Origin of the sequence: Xanthomonas sp. CFBP 8152, from assembly GCF_014199025.1 — a bacterium.
Lineage (GTDB): Bacteria > Pseudomonadota > Gammaproteobacteria > Xanthomonadales > Xanthomonadaceae > Xanthomonas > Xanthomonas arboricola_B.
In genome coordinates, this window is the sequence record NZ_JACHNO010000005.1 from 127,085 (window position 1) to 148,500 (window position 21,416).

A 21,416-nucleotide genomic window follows, 5' to 3' on the forward strand; every position below is an offset into this window, starting at 1 on the left:
CTATGAGCAAACTCACCGTGCTGCTGGTCGACGACCACGAGGGCTTCATCAACGCTGCGATGCGTCATTTTCGCAAAGTGGAGTGGCTCGATATCGTGGGCAGTGCCGCCAATGGACTGGAAGCGATCGAGCGCTCCGAGTCGCTGCGCCCCGATGTCGTGCTGATGGACCTGGCCATGCCGGAGATGGGCGGGCTGCAGGCGACGCGTCTGATCAAGACGCAGGACGATCCGCCGTATATTGTCATCGCGAGCCACTTCGACGATGCAGAGCATCGTGAACATGCTCTTCGCGCGGGTGCTGACAATTTTGTCAGCAAGCTGTCCTATATCCAGGAAGTCATGCCAATCCTGGAGGGCCTGACGGAAGGAGCCAGGAATGAGTGAGTCCCGCATTCTGCTGATCGACAGCGACGCCGTGCGCGCCGAGCGCACTGTCTCGTTGCTCGAGTTCATGGACTTCAATCCACGCTGGGTCACCGACGGCGCCGACATCAATCCTGGCCGCCATCGCCACGACGAATGGATGGCGGTGATGGTGGGCTCGGCGCAGGATGCTGCACAGGCCGACAAGTTCTTCGACTGGCTGGCCGACGCCAAGCTGCCGCCACCGGTATTGCTGATGGAAGGCAGCCCGAGCGCGTTTGCGCAGGCCCACGGCCTGCACGAAGCCAATGTCTGGACGCTGGACACGCCGCTGCGGCACACACAGCTGGAGGCCTTGCTGCGCCGTGCCAGCCTCAAACGCCTGGATGCCGAACATCAGGCCGGTGCGCAGCAGGACACCGGTCCGACCGGCAACAGCGAGGCCGTGACCCGCTTGCGCCGCCTGATCGACCAGGTGGCTGCATTCGACACCACGGTGCTGGTGCTGGGCGAATCGGGGACGGGCAAGGAGGTTGTCGCGCGCGCCATCCACCAGCATTCGCCGCGGCGCGACGGGCCGTTCGTGGCGATCAATTGCGGCGCGATCCCGCCGGATCTGCTGGAAAGCGAGCTGTTCGGCCACGAAAAAGGCGCCTTCACGGGTGCATTGAGCACCCGCAAGGGCCGCTTCGAAATGGCCGAGGGCGGCACCCTGCTGCTGGACGAGATCGGCGACATGAGCCTGCCGATGCAGGTCAAGCTGCTGCGCGTGCTGCAGGAGCGCAGCTTCGAGCGCGTCGGCGGTGGCCAGACCATCCGTTGCAACGTGCGCGTGATCGCTGCGACCCACCGCAACCTGGAAACCCGCATCAGCGACGGCCAGTTCCGCGAGGACCTGTTCTATCGCCTCAACGTGTTCCCGATCGAGATGCCGGCGCTGCGCGAACGCGTCGACGATCTGGCCATGCTGGTGCAGACCATCGCCGGGCAGCTGGCGCGCACAGGACGCGGCGAAGTCCGCTTTGCCGACGAAGCCCTGCAGGCGCTGCGCAGCTACGACTGGCCAGGCAACGTGCGCGAGCTGACCAACCTGGTGGAGCGCCTGGCGGTGCTGCATCCGGGCGGGCTGGTGCGCGTGCAGGACCTGCCGGCGCGCTACCGAGGTGATTTTGCCGCGGCCGTGCCGGTCGAGCCTGCGCCCGAACCGGCGCTGGTTGCCGCCCCCGTCGAGGACATCGCGCTGCCGGGCAATGTGGTGACCCTGCAACCCAGCACGGGCGATGCCGAACCGGTGACCAGCTCCAGTCTGCCTGACGATGGCATCGACCTGCGTGGGCACATGGCCAACATCGAACTGGCGCTGATCAACGAGGCGCTGGAACGCACCCAGGGCGTAGTGGCGCATGCAGCGCAGCTGCTCGGCCTGCGCCGCACCACGCTGGTGGAAAAGCTGCGCAAGTACGGTATCGACCGCGAGCAGACCGAGCTGGCGAACTGAGCGGGCCGGTCTCCTGGCCCCCCGCTTGCTGGCATAGCGCTTGCTTCAGCACGATCACCCCGTCCACAGCCGTCGGCTGCGATGGAACCCCGACATTCACCAGCACCTGCCGAGACATTGATGCCCATCCCTGTCACCAGTCCGCTGCTGCCGCCGCTGGAAGAATTTCTGCCCTATCTGGAGCAGATCTGGACCAGCCGCATTCTCAGCAATGGAGGTGACATGCATCGCGCGCTCGAACGCGCGCTGTGCGAGTACCTGGGCGTGCCGCACCTGGCCTTGCTCACCAATGGCACCACCGCGTTGATCACCGCGCTGCAGGCGCTGCGCATCACCGGGGAAGTGATCACCACGCCCTACTCGTTCGTGGCCACTGCGCATTCGCTGCTGTGGAAAGGCATCACGCCGGTGTTCGTTGATATCGATCCGGTGACGCTCAACATGGATCCGTCCAAGATCGAGGCAGCCATCACCCCGCAGACCACCGCGATCATGCCGGTGCATTGCTACGGAACCGCCTGCGATACCGCTGCCATCACCCGCATCGCCGACATCTACAACCTCAAGGTGATCTACGACGCGGCACATGCCTTCGGCGTGCGCGACGATTGCGGCTCGATCCTGCGCCATGGCGACCTGAGCGTGTTGAGCTTCCATGCCACCAAGGTGTTCAACACCTTCGAAGGTGGCGCCATCGTCTGCCCCGACGAAAGGACCTATCAGCGCATCGGGCACCTGAAGAATTTCGGCTTTGTCGATGAGACCACGGTGGTGGCGCCAGGCATCAACGGCAAGATGAACGAGATCAGCGCGGCCTTCGGCCTGCTGCAGCTCAAGCACATCGATCATGCCATCGCCCAGCGCAGCGCCATCGACGCGCAGTATCGGCAGCGCCTGAGCGATGTTCGCGGCGTGCGCTGCGTGGCGCGGCCCGATCATGCCAGTGCCAACTACGCCTACTTCCCGATCCTGGTACAGGACGACTACCCGCTGTCGCGCGATGCGCTGTACCAAGCGATGCGCGAGCACGGCATCCTGGTACGACGGTACTTCTATCCGTTGATCAGCGATTTCCCGATGTATCGCGCCCTGCCCTCATCGGCGCCGGCATGGCTGCCGGTCGCGCGTGCGGTGGCGGCACAGGTATTGTGCCTGCCGATCTTTCCTGGCCTGACCCGCGACCAGGTCGATACCATTGCCGATCTGATCGCCGGGCAACGGGCGACATGACGGCAACCGGCTCCATGTTCTTTTCAGACTCCCGCATCTTCAACAGGCAACCAGGCGAGAACGCATGACCCAGGCAACGTTTATCGAGAACTTCATCGCCGCCACCGACTTCCAGGAGCCGGTCGAGGTCACTGCCGACACCGTGCTGCTCGAACTCCCGGAATGGGATTCGCTGGCCGCGCTGGGCGTGATCGTGATGTTCGACATGGAGTACGGCAAGACCATCACCGGCGAGGACCTGACCGCCGCCGTCACCGTGGGCGACCTCTACAGACTGACCGAGGCGTAAGCACCATGCCGACCTCCACGCTGCACAACGTTCGCTTTGCCGGCATGGCGACATGCGTGCCGAAGCGGGTGGTGTCCAATCTCACCGATTGCCGGCCGCAGATCCGCTCCGAGCGCGAGCGGCTGGTGCGCAACATCGGCATCGAGACACGCCGCATGGCCTCGGAGTGGCAGTGCTTTTCCGACCTGGCCTTCGATGCGACGCAGGTGCTGCTGGAAAAACTGCAGTGGAAGCGGGAGGAGATCGATGCATTGATCGTGGTGACGCAATCGCCGGATTATCCGATCCCGGCCACCGCGATCATCCTGCAGGACCGGCTGGGGCTGTCGCATGCCACGGTCGCCTTCGACGTCAACCTGGGCTGCTCGGCCTACCCGTTCGGCATCAACCTGCTCGGTTCGATGATCGCCGCCGGCGGCGTCAAGAAAGGCCTGCTGCTGGTCGGCGACCGCAGCGCCAATCTGGAAGACCCGATCTTCTCCGACTCCGGCACCGCCACCGCACTGGAATTCAGCGCCGACGCGCCGCCGATGCATTTCGATCTCAACAGCGATGGCAGCGGCTACAGGGCAATCATGCTGCCGGTGGGCGGCCACCGCGAACCGGTCGCCATGCAGCACCTGATTCCGTTCCGCGAAGAGCCCGACGGCCCATGGCGGCGTGGCGTGGACCTGATCCTGGATGGCGTGGCGGTGCTGAGCTTCTCCACCCAGCGCATCCCGCCGGCAGTGCAGAAACTGCTCGACTACACCGGCGTGGCCAAGGAGGACATCGATTACTTCGTGTTCCACCAGGCCAACCGCATGATCAACGAAACCATCCGCAAGAAGCTCGGCCTGCCGGTGGAAAAGGTGCCCTCGACGCTGCGCGACTTCGGCAACTCCAGCGGCGCCTCGCTGCCGGTGACCATGACCGCACGCATCAACAAGGAACTGGAGACCGGCCGCAAACGCGTGTTGCTGTGCGGCTTCGGCATCGGGCTGTCGTGGGGCACCTGCCTGGTGGACATCGAGGGTGCGGTGTTTCCGGATCTGATCGAATCGTGAGTAGTGCCCCCGACCCTTTCTCGCTTGCCGGCAAACGCATCCTCGTCACCGGCGCCTCCTCGGGCATCGGCCGCCAGATCGCCATTTCCTGCGCAGAGCTTGGTGCCCAGCTGGCGATCAGCGGACGCGACCGCGCGCGACTGGCCTCGACCTTGCAGGCGTTGCCGGGCGATGGACACGTGGCAATAGCGGCAGACCTTGACCGACAGGAGGACATCGATCGTCTGGTCGCCGACGTCGGCGTGTTGGACGGAATGGCGCACGCGGCCGGGATCTCCCGGCTGGTTCCGCTGCGCCTAGTCAATCGGGCGCATTTGGACGACATCTTTTCCAGCAACACATTCGCCCCGATGCTGCTGACCCGGGGCCTGCTGGCGAAGAAGCGCATCGCTGCGAACGGCTCGCTGGTGTTCGTCGCTTCGGTTGCCTCGCACATCGGGCCGATGGCGAGCAGCGCGTACGCGGCCAGCAAGAGCGCCCTGCTCGGCATGGTGAGATCGCTGGCGCAGGAAGTTGCCAAGAACGGCATCCGCGCCAACTGTATCGCCCCCGGTTACGTGCGCACGCCGCTGCTAGATGGCCTGCAGGGCAGCGGCGGCAATATGGAAGGGCTGTTTGAACTGACGCCACTTGGCATGGGCGAGCCGGAGGACGTCGCCTACGCCGCCACGTTCCTGCTGGCCGATGCCAGCCGCTGGATCACCCGCAACTATTTTGTCGTGGACGGCGGGCTCACCGTGCCGATGGACATCTACGCATGAACACGCCGGCACGCACGGCGTTTTCGCTCGACGGCAAGACAATCCTGGTGACGGGAGCGTCGTCGGGGCTAGGCCGGCAGATCGCTATCGCCTGCGCGCAGCGAGGTGCCCGCCTGGTTCTCGCCGGCCGCGACAGGGACCGCCTCGCGCAAACCCAGGCACAGCTGCAGGGCATGGGCCACGTTGGCGTGCTCGGCGACCTGACCAGCGCCGCCGATCGCCAGGCACTGGCGACTGCGGCGGGCACGACGGTACATGGCTTGGTGCACTGCGCGGGCATGCAGAAGCACTGCCCGATCCGCCAGCTGAGCGAGGCGGCGATGACCGAGATGTACACGGTCAACTTTCTTGCTCCGGTGATGCTGACACAGCGCCTGCTGCAGGCAAATGCCATCGCCCCGCAGGGCTCGATCGTGTTCATGCTATCCACTGCCGCGCACCTCGGCACGCGCGGCGTAGGGCCGTATTCGGCGATGAAGGCCGGCCTCATCGGCATCATCAAGTGCCTTGCGCTCGAACAGGCCAGGCGCAGGATCCGGGTCAACGGCATTTCTCCGTCTGCCGTGGCCACACCGATGTGGGGCGCAGAGCAACTCGATGCGCAGAAGGCGCGGCATCCGCTGGGCCTGGGTGAGCCGCAGGACGTAGCCAACGCCGCGATCTATCTGCTGGCCGACGCCAGCCGCTGGGTCACCGGAACCAGTCTGGTCATGGACGGCGGCTCGATCCTATGACCCATCCCGCATTGATTGTCGGCGCAGGCGGATGGGGTCGCGAGGTCCTGGCGCAGATGCAGAGCGATCCGGCATGCGGAGTGCAGTGGCGTCCGGTGGGCTTTCTCGACACGCGCCCGCAGATGCTGGACGGTCTGGGCTGCGACCTGACCATCGTCGGCAGCCCGCTCGCGTACCAGCCGCAGGACGAAGAACGCTTCGTCTGCGCGATCGGCGATCCGCATTCGCGCCAGCGCTATGCGCAGCCATTGCTGGCGCGGGGCGCGCAGTTCATCGCCATTCTCACCGGTGCGTTCCTGAGCCCGCGCGTGCACATCGGCCAGGGCTGCTTCCTGTGCAATCGCGTACAGCTCAGCCCCGACGTCTGGCTGGGCGACTTCGCCAACGTGCATGCCAACACCATGCTTGGGCACGACGTCCATGTCGGTGACTACGCGCAAATCGGGGCGATGACCTTCGTCGGCGGCGGCGCGCGGATCGGTGTGCGTGCCATCGTGCACCCGCACGCCACCATCCTGCCCGGCATCCACATCGGTGATGGTGCAGTGGTCGGTGCCGGTGCGGTCGTCGTCAAGGACGTGCCGGCCGGCGCCAGCGTGTTCGGCAACCCGGCCCGGGTCATCTACCACAAGGATTCCTGAGGAAGCCGCGCCAATGCGTTCGCGAATGCACCCCAACTACTACCTGTCGACGGACATCTTCGCCCGCGAACAGCGCAAGATCTTCCGCAAGGTCTGGCTGTTCGCCGGCCTGAAAACGCTGCTGCCCGATAACAACTGCTTCATCACCCGCAGGCTTGCCGGCATTCCGGTGCTGATCCAGAACTTTCAGGGCCGGCTGCACGCGTTCGAGAACGTCTGCCTGCACCGCAGCGCGATGCTGCAGACCGCGGCGGTGGGAAAGCGTCCGCTGGTCTGCCCCTACCATGCATGGAAGTACGACGCCGAGGGCCGGGTTGAGAACATCCCCGAGTGCGCGGCTGTCTACGGATTCGACGAGGAGCAAAGACGCGGCCTGAAGTTGCGGGAGTTCGCCTTGCGTGAGGTGGGAAACCTGCTGTTCGTCAACCTCGATCCCGACCCGATGCCGCTTGAGGAGCAGTTTTCGCCTGACTTCATCGCCTTGCTGGAGAGTAGTTCCAACGCCTATGACACTGAGGTCATGGTGACCACATGGCATGGCCGGTACAACTGGAAGCTGGCCTATGAAAATCTGCGGGACGCCAACCACCCGCGCTTCGTCCACCCCAAGACCCTGGCCAAGAGCGTCAGCTTCGTTCCCCAGGTGAACGCGGAACAAGCCAGGGAGTCCATGGAAGCCTTGCAGGGCACATCGCCCGCAGCGTTGCGGTGCGAAATGCGTCGCTTCAGTTTCGGTGGGGCTGACGCGCCCATCCCCGAACTTAAGCATTTCGGCTGGCACGACAAGGTGGAACGCTGGGGCGAGCAGGACGCCTACTTCAACTGGCTGGCCTTCCCGAACTTGCATATCGCCAGTGCCAACGGCGGCTATTCCTTCACGCTGGAACACCATATCCCGGTCGCACCGGACCGGACCGACCTGGAGATCTACTGGTTCAGCGCACGCAGGAAACAGCCTTACGGTTCTTCCAGCCAAGTGCTACTGGCACAGATGCACGGCAGCAAGGTGGTGGTCGGCGAAGACGTGGACATCATGGAGCGGGTGCAGGCGGCATTGCACGCAGACGCTCCGCTGCCCACCCAGGGAGCCTATGAATCCATGAATCGCCTGGTCGAACGCTGGTACACGATGCTGATGGAGACCGAACATGAAATCTAGGTGGATCGTCGGCCGCAGCGACTACCTCGACCTGGCCTTTCACGCCTGGAAACAGACGCGTCAGGACGAGACGGTCATCAGGATCGACGTGCCACAAGATTCGGGACACGAATTCGATCTGGGCGTGCTGGATGGACTGAATCCGACCGACGGGGCCATGTTCGTGGCTTTCGACGAACGCCTCGGCAACTTCAAACGCATGGAACTGATGCAGGCAGCGATGGAACGTGGCTTCAAGCTGGAGCCCTTCATCCACCCCAGCGCAGCCATCGGCTCTGACTCGGTCATCGGGCTCAACGCATTCGTGGGTGCCAATGCTGTCGTCGGGCACGGGTGCAGGATCGACTACAACACCGTCATCCATGCCGGCGCGCACCTCGGACCGGCGTGCCGCGTCAAATCGTCATGCTGGATAGAGAATGGTGTGCAAATTGGCGCGGGCGTGGAGATCGGCAGCAATAGCATCCTGCGGACCGGCGCCATCGTGAGTGGGGGCATCAAGGTGGGACGAAGCTGCGAACTTGGCTGGCCGCGCGTCTACTGCGAGGACGTGCCTGCCAAGACGTATTTCGACGCCCGCTACGACGCCCCCATTCACACCTACGAGAGATGACGTTCATGAACTCAAGAAACGAGCAGCTTCGCCAACGGATTCTCCGTATTGCGGAGCAGGAGCGCCCTGTACTGGAGGATGTCATTGCGCGCCTACCCGCGATTGCCAACCGCCCTGTATTTCTCGTCGCTCCCGAGTCCTATGCCGGCGTGGTGCATGGTCCCAGGGTGGTTGCCGACCTGCATCATGTTGTTGCCGCAATTGATGACCAGAGCATCCACCTGGACCGCATTCATGGCGCGCCGCGCTGGAGCAGTCAGGAGTTTCTTGCCAAGGCGGCGCAGTATGCCGATGCGATCGCTATCGATTTCTCTTGCAGTCCGCGCGGACGGGCGTTTGCAAATGACCTGTGCACCAGCGCGGGCATCGAGCAACTGAGCGTTGCGCCTTGCTTGGATCCGCTGATCCCGCATTTCGAGCAGCGCCCCCTCTTTCTGCTCCAACCGCGCTCGGGCATTGGCGACATTTATGGCCCAAAGATCGTCCAGCGCTCCAGCCATGTAATTGCCGCCGTCGATGATCAGCCAGGCGACAGCGATACCATTCATGGGGTACCGCGTTGGAGCTCGCGCCAGTTCATCGAACAAGCGGCCCAGCATTCCCAGGCATTGGCCATCGATTTTTCTTACAGCCCGGCAGAATCGGGCCTGGCCCGCAAGCTGTGCGAGCAAGCAGGCATTGAACGGGTAGATGCCTGCCTGGCCGTTGCTCACTGTGGGTTGCCCGCCGTATACGAGCCTGCCCAGGTGTACCGTCAGCGCACGCTTGCGCGCCTGGACGATTTTCTGCGTTTTGCGGATCGGCTGGACGACGATTTCAGCGTCTTTACGCTCTACAGCAACCTGTTGTTCCGCCTGACCTACGATTCCAGCCTCCTGTTGGACTGCTGGGCTACGCCGATCAACGAGTACTTTTCAACATACGCCGATAGCAGCACGTTCCAACTGGGCCAGCGTGAACATTTCTGCGATGGCGGTGCCTTCCAGGGCCCCATCGTGCACAAGTTTCTAGAAGCATCCCGCTATCACTACGAAAGCATCACCGCTTTTGAACCCGACAGCATCAATTTCCAGAAATTGGAGGGTATCGCGAGTGCCCTCCCCCTTCCCCCGCATAACTTCAAGGCCATCAAAAAAGCCATTTCCAACGAACAGACGACGCTACGCTTCGAGGAGACCGGCACCGTTTCAAGCCATGTAACGCCGGATGGCGGAATCTCCGTGGCTACGACGCGCCTGGACGACGAGTTGGAAAAGCTGACGCTGCTGAAGTTGGACATCGAAGGGTTCGAAGCCAGGGCACTAGAAGGCGCATCCAACCTCATCCGTACCCAGCGCCCGCGTATGGCTATCTGCGTGTATCACTACGCCCAGGATCTACTGGATATCGTGGAACAACTGGACAAATTGGTCGATGGCTATCACTTCCGCCTACGCCAGCACTCTCCCGGGCACTACTACGACCTCGTTCTGTATGCATCGCCCGTCGCCGGTGCCGCACCGCCACCCTGGGCAGAGTAAGCCTGGGGAAACTCACCACCTGCCCATTGGCCCATGATGCACCACCCAGAAGATCGCTCCGCCACCTGTGCGCTTGTCAGCATCGTGATGCCCGCCTACAAGCTGCGCTATCTCGATGAAGCGCTTACGAGCGCAGTTCTGCAGTCCTACCCCAGGCTCGAGCTGATCGTCTGCGACGACAGTGTCGATGCGCTGATCGAGCAATGTGTTGCCAGGCATGCACTGGGATGCTCTTTCCCGATCCGCTATTTCCGCAATCCAGATCGCCTGGGCGAGCTCGGCAGCAAACTCAAAGGGATCGGCCTTGCGCAGGGCACTTACATCAAGTTCCTGCACGACGACGACGTGCTGCAGCCCGACTGCGTCGCCCAGCTGGTGGGCGCAATGGAGCGCAACCCCGGCACCGTGCTGGCATCCTCGCGCCGGCTGCGTGTGGACGAGAACGGTGCGCCGTTGCCGGACATCCTGGCGACCAGCTTCCCGTTCGCCGACGACGTGCTGATCGACGGGCCGGAGCTGGTGTCGTTCCTGGCCGACCATGCCATCAACTTCATCGGCGAGCCGAGTTGCGTGCTTGCACGGCGCGCCGACCTGGTGGCGCTGGGTGGCGAGCTGATGATGTTGAACGGCAAGGCCATCCACTGGGTCGGTGACCTGGCGATCTACGTCAAGCTACTGCGTCACGGCAACCTGGCCTTGCTGTCCGGCCCGCTCACGCATTTCCGCGTGTCCGGCGCGCAGTTCAGTCAGGCCGGCCGCGATCAGCCGGGCATCGGCGATCAAGGCCACGAAGACCTGCGCCAGGGCATCCGCCAACTCGGCTGGCGACGCGAAAGCGGCGACAACCGCCAGGTGCGCGTCGCCCCGCTCAGCCCGCACAAGGCGCGCGTGTTCAAGTCGGTGGATCTGGTCAACGCGCTGATGCAGAGCGCAGGAATGGCCGAGCGCGTGTCGCCGTCCACCTGGTTGGGGGTGCGTCATCCGAGCAACGTGCAGCGCGCCTTGATCGATGCGCGCCTGCAAACGCATGCGGGCGGCCCGCAGATCGCAGTGCTGGTGGTCGACAGCGACGGCGATGCGGCAGCGGTGGCCGCAACCCAGGCCAGTCTGGCGGCGGTGGCGTGTTATCGGAACCAGCAGACCTGGGTGATCAGCAGCTTGCCGCAGCAGGCCGACGAGCACGGCGAGCGCGGTGTGCTGATCGGTCCGGACGGGTTGGTGCCCACACTCAATCGGACCATCGCCACGCAACAGTCCATCGACTGGGTGCTGCTGGTCCAAGCCGGCAGCCTGTTCACCGCCAGCGGCCTGCTGATGCTGGCGCTGGAGATGCTGGTGCTGTCGGAGGAGTGTCAGGCCGTCTACGCCGATGAAGTGGTCGCGCTGGACGACGGTCAGCTGGGGCTGGCGATGCGGCCGGCGCTGTATCTGGACATGCTGTTGAGTGCGCCGTCGACGATGTCGCGGCATTGGCTGTTCCGGCACCGCACCTTGCGGGCCGCTGGCGGCTTTCCAACCGGAACGAGCGACGCCTTCGAACTGGATTACCAGCTTGGGTTGGTCGAGCGCTACGGCCTGGCCTGCATCCGGCACATCGCCGAGCCCTTGCTGGTGGCATCGGCCACCACGCGGCATGACGACGAAGACGAACAGCGCGCCATCAGCCGCCATCTTGCCGCGCGCGGTTACGTGGACGCAGTGGTGAGCAGCAGTGGTCCCGGCCGGCATGCGGTGGACTACCGCCATGCGCAGCAACCGATGGTCAGCATTCTGGTATTGGTGGATGGCCGCCTGGCGCAGGTACAGCGCTGCCTGGAAAGCGTGCTCGCCAACACCGGCTACCCGCACTACGAATTGCTGTTGCTGGATCGCAGCGACAGCACCGAGCCGGCGCTGCGCGACTGGCTGACAGGCATCGACAACCTCGGGCTGCAACAGATCCGCGTGCTGCGCTTCGAAGGTGAGCCCACGCGCGAGGCGGCCTGCAATGCGGCGGCCGAGCAAGCACGCGGCGACATGCTGCTGTGGCTGGCGGCCGGCGCGGCAGCGATCAAGGCCGATTGGCTGGCGCAGCTGCTCAACCACGCGCTGCGCCCGGAGGTCGGCGCGGTGGCCGGCAAGCTGCTGCGCGGCGACGGCACCGTGCATCACGCCGGCCTGCTGCTGGGCCTGGGCGCACCGGCAGCACGCGCCTTCGACGGTGCGGCGTTCGACGAATCGGGCTATCTGCAGCGCCTGCAGCTGGATCAGGACTACAGCGCGCTCGGCGGCGAATGCCTGATGCTGCCGCGCCAGCTGTTTCTGGACGCCGGCGGCTTTGCGCAGGAACCGGCATTGGCGCCATGGAGCGATGTCGATCTGTGTCTGCGCCTGCAGCAGGCCGGCTATCTCAATGTCTACGCTGCGCGCGCGCAGCTGCTGATCGACCCGCCCGACGCGACGCCCGCCACTGCACGCGACGAAGAAGCGATGTATGCGCGTTGGCTGCCGGTGATGGCCAACGACCCGGCCTACAACCCGGGCTTCTCGCTGGATCCCGGCGCCGGCTTCCAGCTGGCCGACCCGCGCGCCAGTTGGCGGCCGCTGCAGTCGTGGCGACCGTTGCCGACGATGATCGCCCTGCCCGCCGATGTCGAAGGCTGCGGGCACTACCGGGTGATCCAGCCGCTGCGCGCCCTGCGCGAAGCCGGCGTGGTCGAAGGTGTACTGTTCAACGGCTATCTGGAGATCAGCGAGCTGGCGCGCCAGGATCCCGACGTGGTGATCCTGCAACGCCAGGTCGGCGAACCGCGACTGGAAGCGATGCGGCGCATGCAGGCGCTGTCGCGCGCCTTCAAGGTTTACGAGCTGGACGACTACCTGCCCAACCTGCCGCTGAAGAACGCGCATCGCGAGCACATGCCCAAGGACATCCTCAAGACAGTGCGGCGCGGGCTGGGGATGGTGGACCGCTTCGTGGTGTCCACCCAGGCGCTGGCCGAGGCGTTTGCCGGGCTGCATAGCGACATCCGCGTGGCCGAAAACCGCCTGCCGCCGCATTGGTGGGAACACCTGCCCGCGCGCAGCGGATCTAGGCAACGCCAGGGCGGCAAGCCACGCATCGGCTGGGCCGGTGGCGCCAGTCACACCGGCGACCTTGAGCTGATCGCCGACGTGGTGCGCGAGCTGGCCGACGAGGTCGAATGGGTGTTCATGGGGATGTATCCGTTCGCATTGCGCCAGCACATCCATCAGTTCCAGCCCGGCGTGCCGATCGATCATTACCCGGCCGCACTGGCGGCGCTGGATCTGGATCTGGCCCTGGCGCCGGTGGAACAGAATCTGTTCAACGCGTGCAAGAGCAATCTGCGCTTGCTGGAATACGGCGCCTGCGGCTATCCGGTGATCGCCAGCGATGTGCGTTGCTACCAGGGCAACCTGCCGGTGACTCTGGTGAAGAACCGCTACCGCGACTGGATCGGCGCGATCCGCGAGCATCTGGCCGACCCGGCCGCTTCGGCAGCAAAGGGTGCGGCGTTGCGCGACGTGGTGCGCCGCGACTGGATGCTGACCGGAAGCAATCTTGATCAGTGGCGCCAAGCGTGGTTGCCGGATTAGTCGATCGAAGCCGCGGTGTGGGCGCCGCTTCCGGGGCATGGTGTCATCAGGCCAAGCAAAGCCGGCCGGTTCAATCGGCTTGCAGCGACAGTGATGTGGAGTCGTAGCGTCGTTTGCCCGCCTTCAAACGCGGAGTCGGTCGAGGGTGCGGTGCCCTCACCGCTCGCGGGACACGCCATGAATCCGTCCGTGGAGCTCGGTGGCGGCATCCATGCCGCCACACGGTCCCGCAACCGGCGAGGACACCGCACCAAGAGGTTGGTCGGTGGTCAGGTAAAAAAACCACGCTTATTGCGAGGTATTGAGATGCCGAGAGGTCCATCGATTGCTTGTTGGACGCCCGCCCGTTGCTCAGCTTGTGACGGGAAAATTGTCGGACACAAGGTGATCCGGACGATGCACGCCATGGCCTGCTTGCAACCACACACCGACCATCTCGCTGGGTCCTTGCCCGCCCACCGTCGCGGGACCTTACGCGGCATGGATGCCGCGTAAGAGCCTACAAGGACGTACTTGCGGCGTGTCCTGCGATGGTGGGCGGGCAAGGGCCCTGCAGCCAAGCCGCAAAACCCGCTGCTTCGCAACCAACGTGAAAGTTGATCGATGGTCATGTGAAAAGCCGCTGGCCGTGCGACGTGCGTCGGACGTCGGACGTCGGACGTCAAGCCGTCGCATCAGTATCGGACAAGGTGCAGCACGCACCGCTCTGATGAGCGTGCACACCGATCATCTCGACTACTCCTTGTCCCCAGACCGTCGCGGGACTTCATGCGGTACGGATACTGCATAAGAGCCTGATGGCACGGGGCGGCACATCGCGCGATGGAGAGCGGGCACTGCTCCCGCAACCACGCCACAGACCCAAAGCCCTGCACCGAAGTCCCCCCGCGCCATCACCAGCGCCGGACCCATCCGCGGCTGCCTGAAGCCCCCTCCCCGCCCCCGGCGCCGGAATTCCGGCGCGGTTTCGGCACGCCGCTTGCATTGGTGTGGATGCCTCCCTGGCTGACCGTACCCATGAGCGACTCCGTTACCTCCATCCTCTCGCAGATCCGCAGCTACCAGACGCAGATGGGCCAAGGCTCGATGGGCGCGGTGGGCGATGCGGCGCGCGGCAATCAGATCCAGGGGCTGGCCGGCACGCAGGGAACACCGGCCACCCAGGCACCGAGCTTCAGCGAGACCTTGCGCGGCGCCATCGGCGGCGTCAACGAGGCCCAGCAGAAGTCAGGCGCATTGGCCAAGGCCTTCGAAATGGGCGACCCCAGTGCCGATCTGGCACGGGTCATGGTCGCCTCCCAGCAGTCCCAGGTGGCCTTCCGCGCCACCGTGGAAGTCCGCAACCGTCTCGTCCAGGCTTATCAGGACGTCATGAACATGCCGCTGTAAGGGTTGACGACACATGGCTCTCGCGATCACCAAAGAAAACATGAACCAGAACGCCGAAAAGGCGGGGCAATGGTTCGACCGTGTCCGCAGCCTGCAGATCACCCGCAAGCTGACCATGATGGCGATGATCGCCGTGGCGGTGGCGGCCGGTCTGGCAGTGTTCTTCTGGTCGCAGAAGCCCGGTTACCAGTCGCTGTACACCGGCCTGGACGACAAGGGCAATGCCGAGGCCGCCGACCTGCTGCGCACCGCGCAGATCCCGTTCAAGATCGACCAGGACACCGGCGCCATCTCGGTGCCGCAGGACCGTCTGTACGACGCCCGCCTGAAGCTGGCCGGGTCCGGCCTGACCGGCAAGGAGACCGGCGGCGGCTTCGAGCTGATGGAAAAGGACCCCGGCTTCGGCGTCAGCCAGTTCGTGGAAAACGCCCGCTACCAGCACGCGCTGGAAACCGAGTTGTCGCGCACCATCGGCACCCTGCGCCCGGTACGCGAGGCCCGTGTGCATCTGGCCATTCCCAAGCCCAGCGCCTTCACCCGCCAGCGTGACGTGGCCAGCGCCTCGGTGGTGCTGGAGCTGCGCGGCGGCCAGGGCCTGGAGCGCAACCAGGTCGATGCCATCGTCAACCTGGTCGCCTCCAGCATCCCGGACATGACCCCCGAGCGCGTCACCGTGGTCGACCAGAGCGGCCGCCTGCTCTCCATCGCCGATCCCAACAGCGATGCCGCCCAGCACGCCGCCCAGTTCGAACAGGTGCGCCGCCAGGAAAGCTCCTACAACCAGCGTATCCGCGAGCTGCTCGAGCCGATGACCGGCCCGGGCCGGGTCAACCCGGAAGTCAGCGTGGACATGGATTTCTCGGTGGTCGAGGAGGCCCGCGAGCTCTACAACGGCGAGCCGGCCAAGCTGCGCAGCGAACAGGTCAGCGACACCAGCACCAGCGCCACCGGCCCGCAGGGGCCCCCGGGCGCCACCAGCAACAGCCCCGGCCAGCCGCCGGCGCCGGCCGCAAACGCCACCGCCGGCGCACCGGGCACCCCGGCCGCCGCCAATGGCCAGGCCGCCGCACCGGCCGCGCCGACCGAAAGTTCCAAGAGCGCCACCCGCAATTACGAATTGGACCGGACCTTGCAGCACACCCGCCAGCCGGCCGGCCGCATCAAGCGGGTGTCGGTGGCGGTGCTGCTGGACAACGTCCCGCGCCCCGGTGCCAAGGGCAAGCTGGTCGAGCAGCCGCTGACGGCCGCCGAGCTCACCCGCATCGAGGGCCTGGTCAAGCAGGCAGTGGGCTTCGACGCGGCCCGTGGCGACACGGTGTCGGTGATGAACGCTCCGTTCGTGCGCGAAGCGGTTGCCGGCGAGGAGGGTCCGAAGTGGTGGGAAGACCCGCGCGTGCAGAACGGTCTGCGCTTGCTGGTCGGTGCGGTGGTGGTGCTGGCGCTGCTGTTCGGTGTGGTGCGCCCCACCCTGCGCCAGCTCACCGGCGTGACCGCGATCAAGGAAAAGCAGGCCAAGGGCGGCAACGATGGCAATCCGCAGAGCGCCGACGTGCGGATGGTCGACGATGACGACCTGATGCCCCGCCTGGAAGAGGACACCGCCCAGCTCGGTCAGGACCGCAAGACCCCGATCGCCCTGCCGGATGCCTACGAAGAACGCATGCGGGTCGCACGCGAAGCAGTCAAAGCCGATTCAAAACGTGTCGCACAAGTCGTGAAGGGATGGGTCGCCAGTGAAGCCTGATACACCACCGATGACCGGCGTACAGCGCGCCGCCGTGCTGTTGCTGTCGCTTGGGGAAAGCGACGCTGCCGAGGTGCTCAAGCACATGGACCCCAAGGAGGTGCAGAAGATCGGCATCGCCATGGCCACCATGACCGGTATCTCGCGCGACCAGGTCGAGAAGGTGATGGACGAGTTCAACGGCGAGCTGGCCGGCAAGACTTCGCTGGGCGTTGGCGCCGACGACTACATCCGCAACGTGCTGATCCAGGCGCTGGGCGCCGACAAGGCCGGCGGCCTGATCGACCGCATCCTGCTCGGCCGCAACACCACCGGCCTGGACACGCTGAAGTGGATGGACCCGCGCGCGGTCGCCGACCTGGTGCGCAACGAGCACCCGCAGATCATCGCCATCGTCATGGCGCATCTGGACAGCGACCAGGCCGCAGAGGCCCTGAAGCTGCTGCCCGAGCGCACCCGCGCCGACGTGCTGCTGCGCATCGCCACCCTGGACGGCATCCCGCCGAACGCCCTGAGCGAGCTCAACGACATCATGGAGCGCCAGTTTTCCGGCAACCAGAACCTCAAGTCGTCCAACGTGGGCGGCATCAAGGTCGCCGCCAACATCCTCAACTTCCTCGACACCGGCGCCGACCAGGGCGTGCTGGGCGAGATCGGCAAGATCGACGCCGACCTGGCCGGCAAGATCCAGGACCTGATGTTCGTGTTCGACAACCTGGTGGACCTGGACGACCGCGGCCTGCAGACGCTGCTGCGCGAAGTCTCCGGCGAGCGCCTGGGCCTGGCCTTGCGCGGCGCCGACGTCAAGGTACGCGAGAAGATCACCCGCAACATGTCACAGCGCGCCGCCGAGATCCTGCTCGAGGACATGGAAGCGCGCGGCCCGGTGCGCCTGGCCGACGTGGAAGCGGCGCAGAAGGAAATCCTCACCATCGTCCGCCGCCTGGCTGACGAAGGCGCCATCAGCCTGGGCGGCGCCGGTGCGGAGGCGATGGTATGAACGACATCGTCACCCGCTGGCTGGCCCCCGACCTGCACCTGGAGCCGGCCCCGCCGGCGCCGGAGTACGACGAGCCGGCCATGCTCGAACCGGTGCTGCGCCCGCCGACCCTGGAAGAGATCCAGGCGATCGAGGACGCCGCCCAGCAGGAAGGCTACGCGCGTGGCCATGCCGAAGGCTTTGCCCAGGGCCAGTCCGAAGTGCGCCGCCTGACCGCGCAGATCGACGGCATCCTGGACAACTTCACCCGCCCGCTGGCGCGGCTGGAAAACGAAGTGGTCGGCGCGCTCGGCGAACTGGCCGTGCGCATCGCCGGCTCGCTGGTCGGGCGTGCCTATCAGGCCGACCCGCAGCTGCTGGCCGAGCTGGTGCAGGAGGCCGTCGATGCGGTCGGCGGCGCCGGCCGCGAGGTGGAAGTGCGCCTGCACCCGGACGACATCACCGCGCTGCTGCCGCATCTGGCGCCCAGCAGCACCACCCGCGTGGCGCCGGACCTGAGCCTGAGCCGCGGCGACCTGCGCGTGCACGCCGAAAGCGTGCGCGTAGACGGAACATTGGACGCGCGCCTGCGGGCTGCGCTGGAGACAGTCATGCGCAAATCCGGAGCAGGCCTGTGAGCGCCCTGCTGGGTGCCACCCCTGCCGACTGGCTGGACGCGCGCAACCTGCGCCTGGCCACCCGGCTGAGCGGACTCGGGCTGGAGCCGACGGCCGGGCGCACCCTGATCCGCGAAGGCATCCTGCGTCGCGCGGTCGGCCTGACCCTGGAGGCCACCGGCTGCGAAGCGCCGATGGGCGCCACCTGCAAGGTCGAAGTCGACGGCGGCTGGGTGGATGCCGAAGTGGTCGGTTTTGCCGGCGAACGCACCTACCTGATGCCCAGCGCCGAGCTGCATGGGCTGCTGCCGAACGCCCGCGTGGTGCCCTCGCGGCGCCGCGGCGGCGTCGAAGTGGGCGAAGGCCTGCTCGGCCGCGTCATCGACAGCGACGGCACCCCGCTCGACGGCAAGGGCCCGATCCGCGGCGAAGGCAGCGTCAGCATGGCCGGCGTGTCGATCAACCCGCTGGCGCGCGAACCGATCACCACCTCGCTGGACGTCGGCGTGCGCGCGATCAATGCGCTGCTGCCGATCGGCCGCGGCCAGCGCGTCGGCCTGTTCGCTGGCTCCGGCGTCGGCAAATCGACACTGCTCGGCATGATGACCCGCTTCACCTCTGCCGACGTCATCGTGGTCGGGCTGATCGGCGAACGTGGCCGCGAAGTGCGCGACTTCGTCGAAACCACCCTGGGCGAAGAAGGCCTGCGCCGCGCCGTGGTGGTAGCCGCCCCGGCCGACCGCCCGCCGTTGGCGCGTCTGCATGGCGCCTATCGCGCCACCGCGATCGCCGAATGGTTCCGCGACCAGGGCCTGAACGTGCTGCTGCTGATGGATTCGCTGACCCGGTTTGCCCAGGCCCAGCGCGAGATCGGCCTGTCGGTCGGCGAGCCGCCGACCACCCGCGGCTACCCGCCGAGCGTGTTCGCCAAGTTGCCGGCGCTGGTCGAGCGTGCCGGCAATGGCGCCAAGGGGCGCGGCTCGATCACCGCCTTCTACACCGTGCTGACCGAGGGCGACGATCCGCAGGACCCGATCGCCGACGCCGCGCGCGCCATTCTCGACGGCCACATCCTGCTCTCGCGCCGGGTTGCCGACAGCGGCCTGTACCCGGCCATCGACGTCGAATCCTCGGTCAGCCGTGTGGTGCAGGACATCGCCGACGACACCTGGCGCCTGCGCATCCGCAAGCTCAAGCGCCTGCTGTCGGCCTACACCGCCAACCGCGACCTGATCGCCATCGGCGCTTACCAGCGCGGCAGCGACCCGGCCACCGACGAAGCATTGGCGCGCTGGCCGGAAATCGTCGACTTCCTCGGCCAGGACGTCCACCGCGCCGCCGACCTGCCCGACAGCCTGTCCGCGTTGCAGCGGCTGGTCGAACCCGAGAACTAATCCATGATGCAGTCCAAACGGATCGACCCCCTGCTGCGCCGCGCCCAGGAACAGGAAGACAAGGTCGCGCGCGACCTGGCCGAGCGTCAGCGCGCCCTGGACACCCACCAGTCGCGCCTGGAAGAGCTGCGCCGCTATGCCGAGGAATACGCCAACAGCCACATGGCCGGCACCAGCGCCGCCGCACTGACCAACCGCCGCGCCTTCCTGGACCGCCTGGACAGCGCGGTGCTGCAGCAGGCGCAGACCGTGGAGAACAACCGCAACAAGGTGGAAGCCGAGCGCACCCGGCTATTGCTGGCCAGCCGCGAGAAACAGGTGCTGGAACAACTGGCCGCCAGCTACCGCGCGCAGGAGAACAAGGTGATCGAACGCCGCGACCAGCGTGAGATGGACGACCTCGGCGCGCGTCGTTCGCGCCTGGCCCGCAGCGAAGACACCCACGGAGAATCCGCATGAACCCCTTGTCCGCTTTCGCCGCCGGCCTCGGCGCACTCGCCGGCACCGGCAAGAAATCCAGCTACAGCGATCCCTCGTCCGAGCCGGACGCCGGCCAGGACCAGTTCGCGCGCATGCTCAATCCGGCCAACCCGCCGAACCAGGCCGCGCCGCAGGCGCCCGAGCGCGTGCCGGCCAAGCAGGCCGCGCCCAAGCCCAACCAGCCTGACAAGCAGCGCAGCGACGACGACCACGGCGACGATGCGCCGGGCGACGCCACCGCACGCCCGCGCGTGCAGGACGGCGATGCCAAGGCCGCCACGTCCGGCACCGCCAAGGAATCGGCTGCCGCCGACGCCAGCAGCGCTGCCGGCGCCGCCAAGACCGGCAAGGGCAGCAAGACCGCGAGCAATGGCGAAGACGCAGCGACCGATGCAGCGGCCGCAACCGACACCGGCTGGCCACCGCCGGGCCTGGGCGGCTTCGGCATGGGCCTGCTGGCGCAGGCGCTGCCCGGCGGCGATGTGCTGGCGGCCGCGGCTGCGGCACTGGCGGCCGGGGTAACCGCTGCCGCCGGCGCCACGCCGGCTGCAGCCGCGCTGCCGACCGATGCGGCCGCACCCACCGTCACCGCGACCGCCGGCACCGCCCTGCCCTCGTTGGGCGCGCTGGCACCGGCTGCCGCCGCCGGCGCCAAGCCCACTTCCGTCACCGCCTTGAGCGGCGATGCCCAGGCGGTCGCATTGATGGGCATGGCGACCAAGGCGCTGGACCCGGGCACCGACGACAGCGCCGGCCCGGCCGCGCCGGACACCCCGGCATTCGTGCTGCCGACCACCACGGCGGCCGCACTCGGCCGCCTGCAGGACCCGGCACCGGTGTTCAGCGCCTCGCCCACCCCGACCCCGGAAATGGGCAGCGACAGCTTCGACGACGCCATTGGCGCGCGTATGAGCTGGCTGGCCGACCAGAAGATCGGCCATGCCCATATCAAGGTGACCCCGAACGAGATGGGCCCGGTCGAGGTGCGGCTGCATCTGGACGGCGACAAGGTCAATGCCAGCTTCAGCTCCGCCAATGCCGACGTGCGCCAGGCGCTGGAGCAGAGCCTGCCGCGTCTGCGCGAAATGCTCGGGCAGAACGGCTTCCAGCTCGGCCAGGCCGATGTCGGCCAGCAACAGCAGAGCCAGTCCGGCAACCGCAACGGTGGCGGCAACGACGGCAATGGCCTCAGCCTGGACGACAGCCCGCCCGTCGGAATTCCGTCGGTGGTGTTACGCCAGCGTGGATTGCTGGACGCCTACGCCTGAGCGCGCGTGCCGGGCACGCCCCGGCGCGGCTGAAACCTTGGGTGCCGGCACGCTCCGGCACCGCCCCACGACCCTCGCAGCGCAAGGCCTGC

The 21,416-nt window shown here is 66.3% G+C and carries 19 protein-coding genes; all 19 read left to right on the forward strand.

Features of this window, described 5'->3' with window-relative positions:
- Positions 1 to 2 precede the first annotated feature (2 nt).
- The 19 genes from FHT09_RS17740 to FHT09_RS17830 all read left to right on the forward strand — a co-directional run bounded on the left by FHT09_RS17740 (position 3) and on the right by FHT09_RS17830 (position 21,324).
- The gene (locus tag FHT09_RS17740) at positions 3 to 386 is read left to right on the forward strand and encodes a response regulator transcription factor (protein WP_104537441.1); all 384 of its coding nucleotides are present in this window, start codon (positions 3 to 5) and stop codon (positions 384 to 386) included.
- On the forward strand, positions 379 to 1,863 hold the full coding sequence (locus FHT09_RS17745) for a sigma-54 dependent transcriptional regulator (RefSeq protein WP_104606983.1): 1,485 nt from the start codon (positions 379 to 381) through the stop codon (positions 1,861 to 1,863). Before FHT09_RS17740 ends, FHT09_RS17745 begins: the two co-directional genes overlap by 8 nt.
- A 120-nt stretch (positions 1,864 to 1,983) precedes the next feature.
- Entirely contained in the window at positions 1,984 to 3,093 is a 1,110-nt protein-coding gene (locus FHT09_RS17750; RefSeq protein ID WP_104606982.1) for a DegT/DnrJ/EryC1/StrS family aminotransferase, read from the forward strand.
- A 64-nt stretch (positions 3,094 to 3,157) separates the two neighbouring features.
- A complete protein-coding gene (locus FHT09_RS17755; RefSeq protein ID WP_104537444.1) occupies positions 3,158 to 3,382 on the forward strand; it encodes an acyl carrier protein in 225 nt (74 codons plus the stop codon).
- Positions 3,383 to 3,387: 5 nt separating this feature from the next.
- Positions 3,388 to 4,428, forward strand: coding sequence for a ketoacyl-ACP synthase III (locus FHT09_RS17760; RefSeq protein WP_104606981.1), 1,041 nt, complete (start codon positions 3,388 to 3,390; stop codon positions 4,426 to 4,428).
- Positions 4,425 to 5,189 carry an SDR family oxidoreductase gene (locus tag FHT09_RS17765; protein ID WP_104537446.1) on the forward strand — a complete coding sequence of 255 codons (765 nt, stop codon included), beginning with the start codon at positions 4,425 to 4,427 and terminating at the stop codon, positions 5,187 to 5,189. The genes FHT09_RS17760 and FHT09_RS17765 overlap by 4 nt, the downstream gene beginning before the upstream one ends.
- Entirely contained in the window at positions 5,186 to 5,923 is a 738-nt protein-coding gene (locus FHT09_RS17770) for an SDR family oxidoreductase (RefSeq protein WP_104606980.1), read from the forward strand. The genes FHT09_RS17765 and FHT09_RS17770 overlap by 4 nt, the downstream gene beginning before the upstream one ends.
- Positions 5,920 to 6,564: a NeuD/PglB/VioB family sugar acetyltransferase gene (locus FHT09_RS17775; protein ID WP_104606979.1), complete on the forward strand. Its 645-nt coding sequence runs from the start codon at positions 5,920 to 5,922 to the stop codon at positions 6,562 to 6,564. Before FHT09_RS17770 ends, FHT09_RS17775 begins: the two co-directional genes overlap by 4 nt.
- 13 nt (positions 6,565 to 6,577) lie before the next feature.
- Positions 6,578 to 7,723 (forward strand): aromatic ring-hydroxylating dioxygenase subunit alpha, encoded by a 1,146-nt coding sequence (locus FHT09_RS17780; RefSeq protein WP_104606978.1) that lies wholly within the window; start codon positions 6,578 to 6,580, stop codon positions 7,721 to 7,723.
- Positions 7,713 to 8,336, forward strand: coding sequence for a UDP-3-O-(3-hydroxymyristoyl)glucosamine N-acyltransferase (locus tag FHT09_RS17785; protein WP_104606977.1), 624 nt, complete (start codon positions 7,713 to 7,715; stop codon positions 8,334 to 8,336). The genes FHT09_RS17780 and FHT09_RS17785 overlap by 11 nt, the downstream gene beginning before the upstream one ends.
- Positions 8,333 to 9,856 carry an FkbM family methyltransferase gene (locus FHT09_RS17790; RefSeq protein WP_104606976.1) on the forward strand — a complete coding sequence of 508 codons (1,524 nt, stop codon included), beginning with the start codon at positions 8,333 to 8,335 and terminating at the stop codon, positions 9,854 to 9,856. The genes FHT09_RS17785 and FHT09_RS17790 overlap by 4 nt, the downstream gene beginning before the upstream one ends.
- 87 nt (positions 9,857 to 9,943) lie before the next feature.
- On the forward strand, positions 9,944 to 13,453 hold the full coding sequence (locus tag FHT09_RS17795) for a glycosyltransferase (protein ID WP_181141405.1): 3,510 nt from the start codon (positions 9,944 to 9,946) through the stop codon (positions 13,451 to 13,453).
- A gap of 1,017 nt (positions 13,454 to 14,470) precedes the next feature.
- Positions 14,471 to 14,842, forward strand: coding sequence for a flagellar hook-basal body complex protein FliE (fliE, locus tag FHT09_RS17800; protein ID WP_166776395.1), 372 nt, complete (start codon positions 14,471 to 14,473; stop codon positions 14,840 to 14,842).
- A 13-nt stretch (positions 14,843 to 14,855) separates the two neighbouring features.
- Positions 14,856 to 16,586, forward strand: coding sequence for a flagellar basal-body MS-ring/collar protein FliF (fliF, locus tag FHT09_RS17805; RefSeq protein WP_104606974.1), 1,731 nt, complete (start codon positions 14,856 to 14,858; stop codon positions 16,584 to 16,586).
- A 10-nt stretch (positions 16,587 to 16,596) separates the two neighbouring features.
- Positions 16,597 to 17,586: a flagellar motor switch protein FliG gene (gene fliG, locus FHT09_RS17810; RefSeq protein WP_016904678.1), complete on the forward strand. Its 990-nt coding sequence runs from the start codon at positions 16,597 to 16,599 to the stop codon at positions 17,584 to 17,586.
- Positions 17,583 to 18,203: a FliH/SctL family protein gene (locus FHT09_RS17815; RefSeq protein WP_104537453.1), complete on the forward strand. Its 621-nt coding sequence runs from the start codon at positions 17,583 to 17,585 to the stop codon at positions 18,201 to 18,203. Before fliG ends, FHT09_RS17815 begins: the two co-directional genes overlap by 4 nt.
- Positions 18,200 to 19,576, forward strand: a complete 1,377-nt coding sequence (gene fliI, locus FHT09_RS17820) for a flagellar protein export ATPase FliI (protein WP_055826855.1) — start codon at positions 18,200 to 18,202, stop codon at positions 19,574 to 19,576. The genes FHT09_RS17815 and fliI overlap by 4 nt, the downstream gene beginning before the upstream one ends.
- Before the next feature lie 3 nt (positions 19,577 to 19,579).
- Positions 19,580 to 20,035, forward strand: a complete 456-nt coding sequence (gene fliJ / locus FHT09_RS17825; RefSeq protein WP_016904675.1) for a flagellar export protein FliJ — start codon at positions 19,580 to 19,582, stop codon at positions 20,033 to 20,035.
- The gene (locus tag FHT09_RS17830) at positions 20,032 to 21,324 is read left to right on the forward strand and encodes a flagellar hook-length control protein FliK (RefSeq protein ID WP_104606973.1); all 1,293 of its coding nucleotides are present in this window, start codon (positions 20,032 to 20,034) and stop codon (positions 21,322 to 21,324) included. Before fliJ ends, FHT09_RS17830 begins: the two co-directional genes overlap by 4 nt.
- Positions 21,325 to 21,416 lie beyond the last annotated feature (92 nt).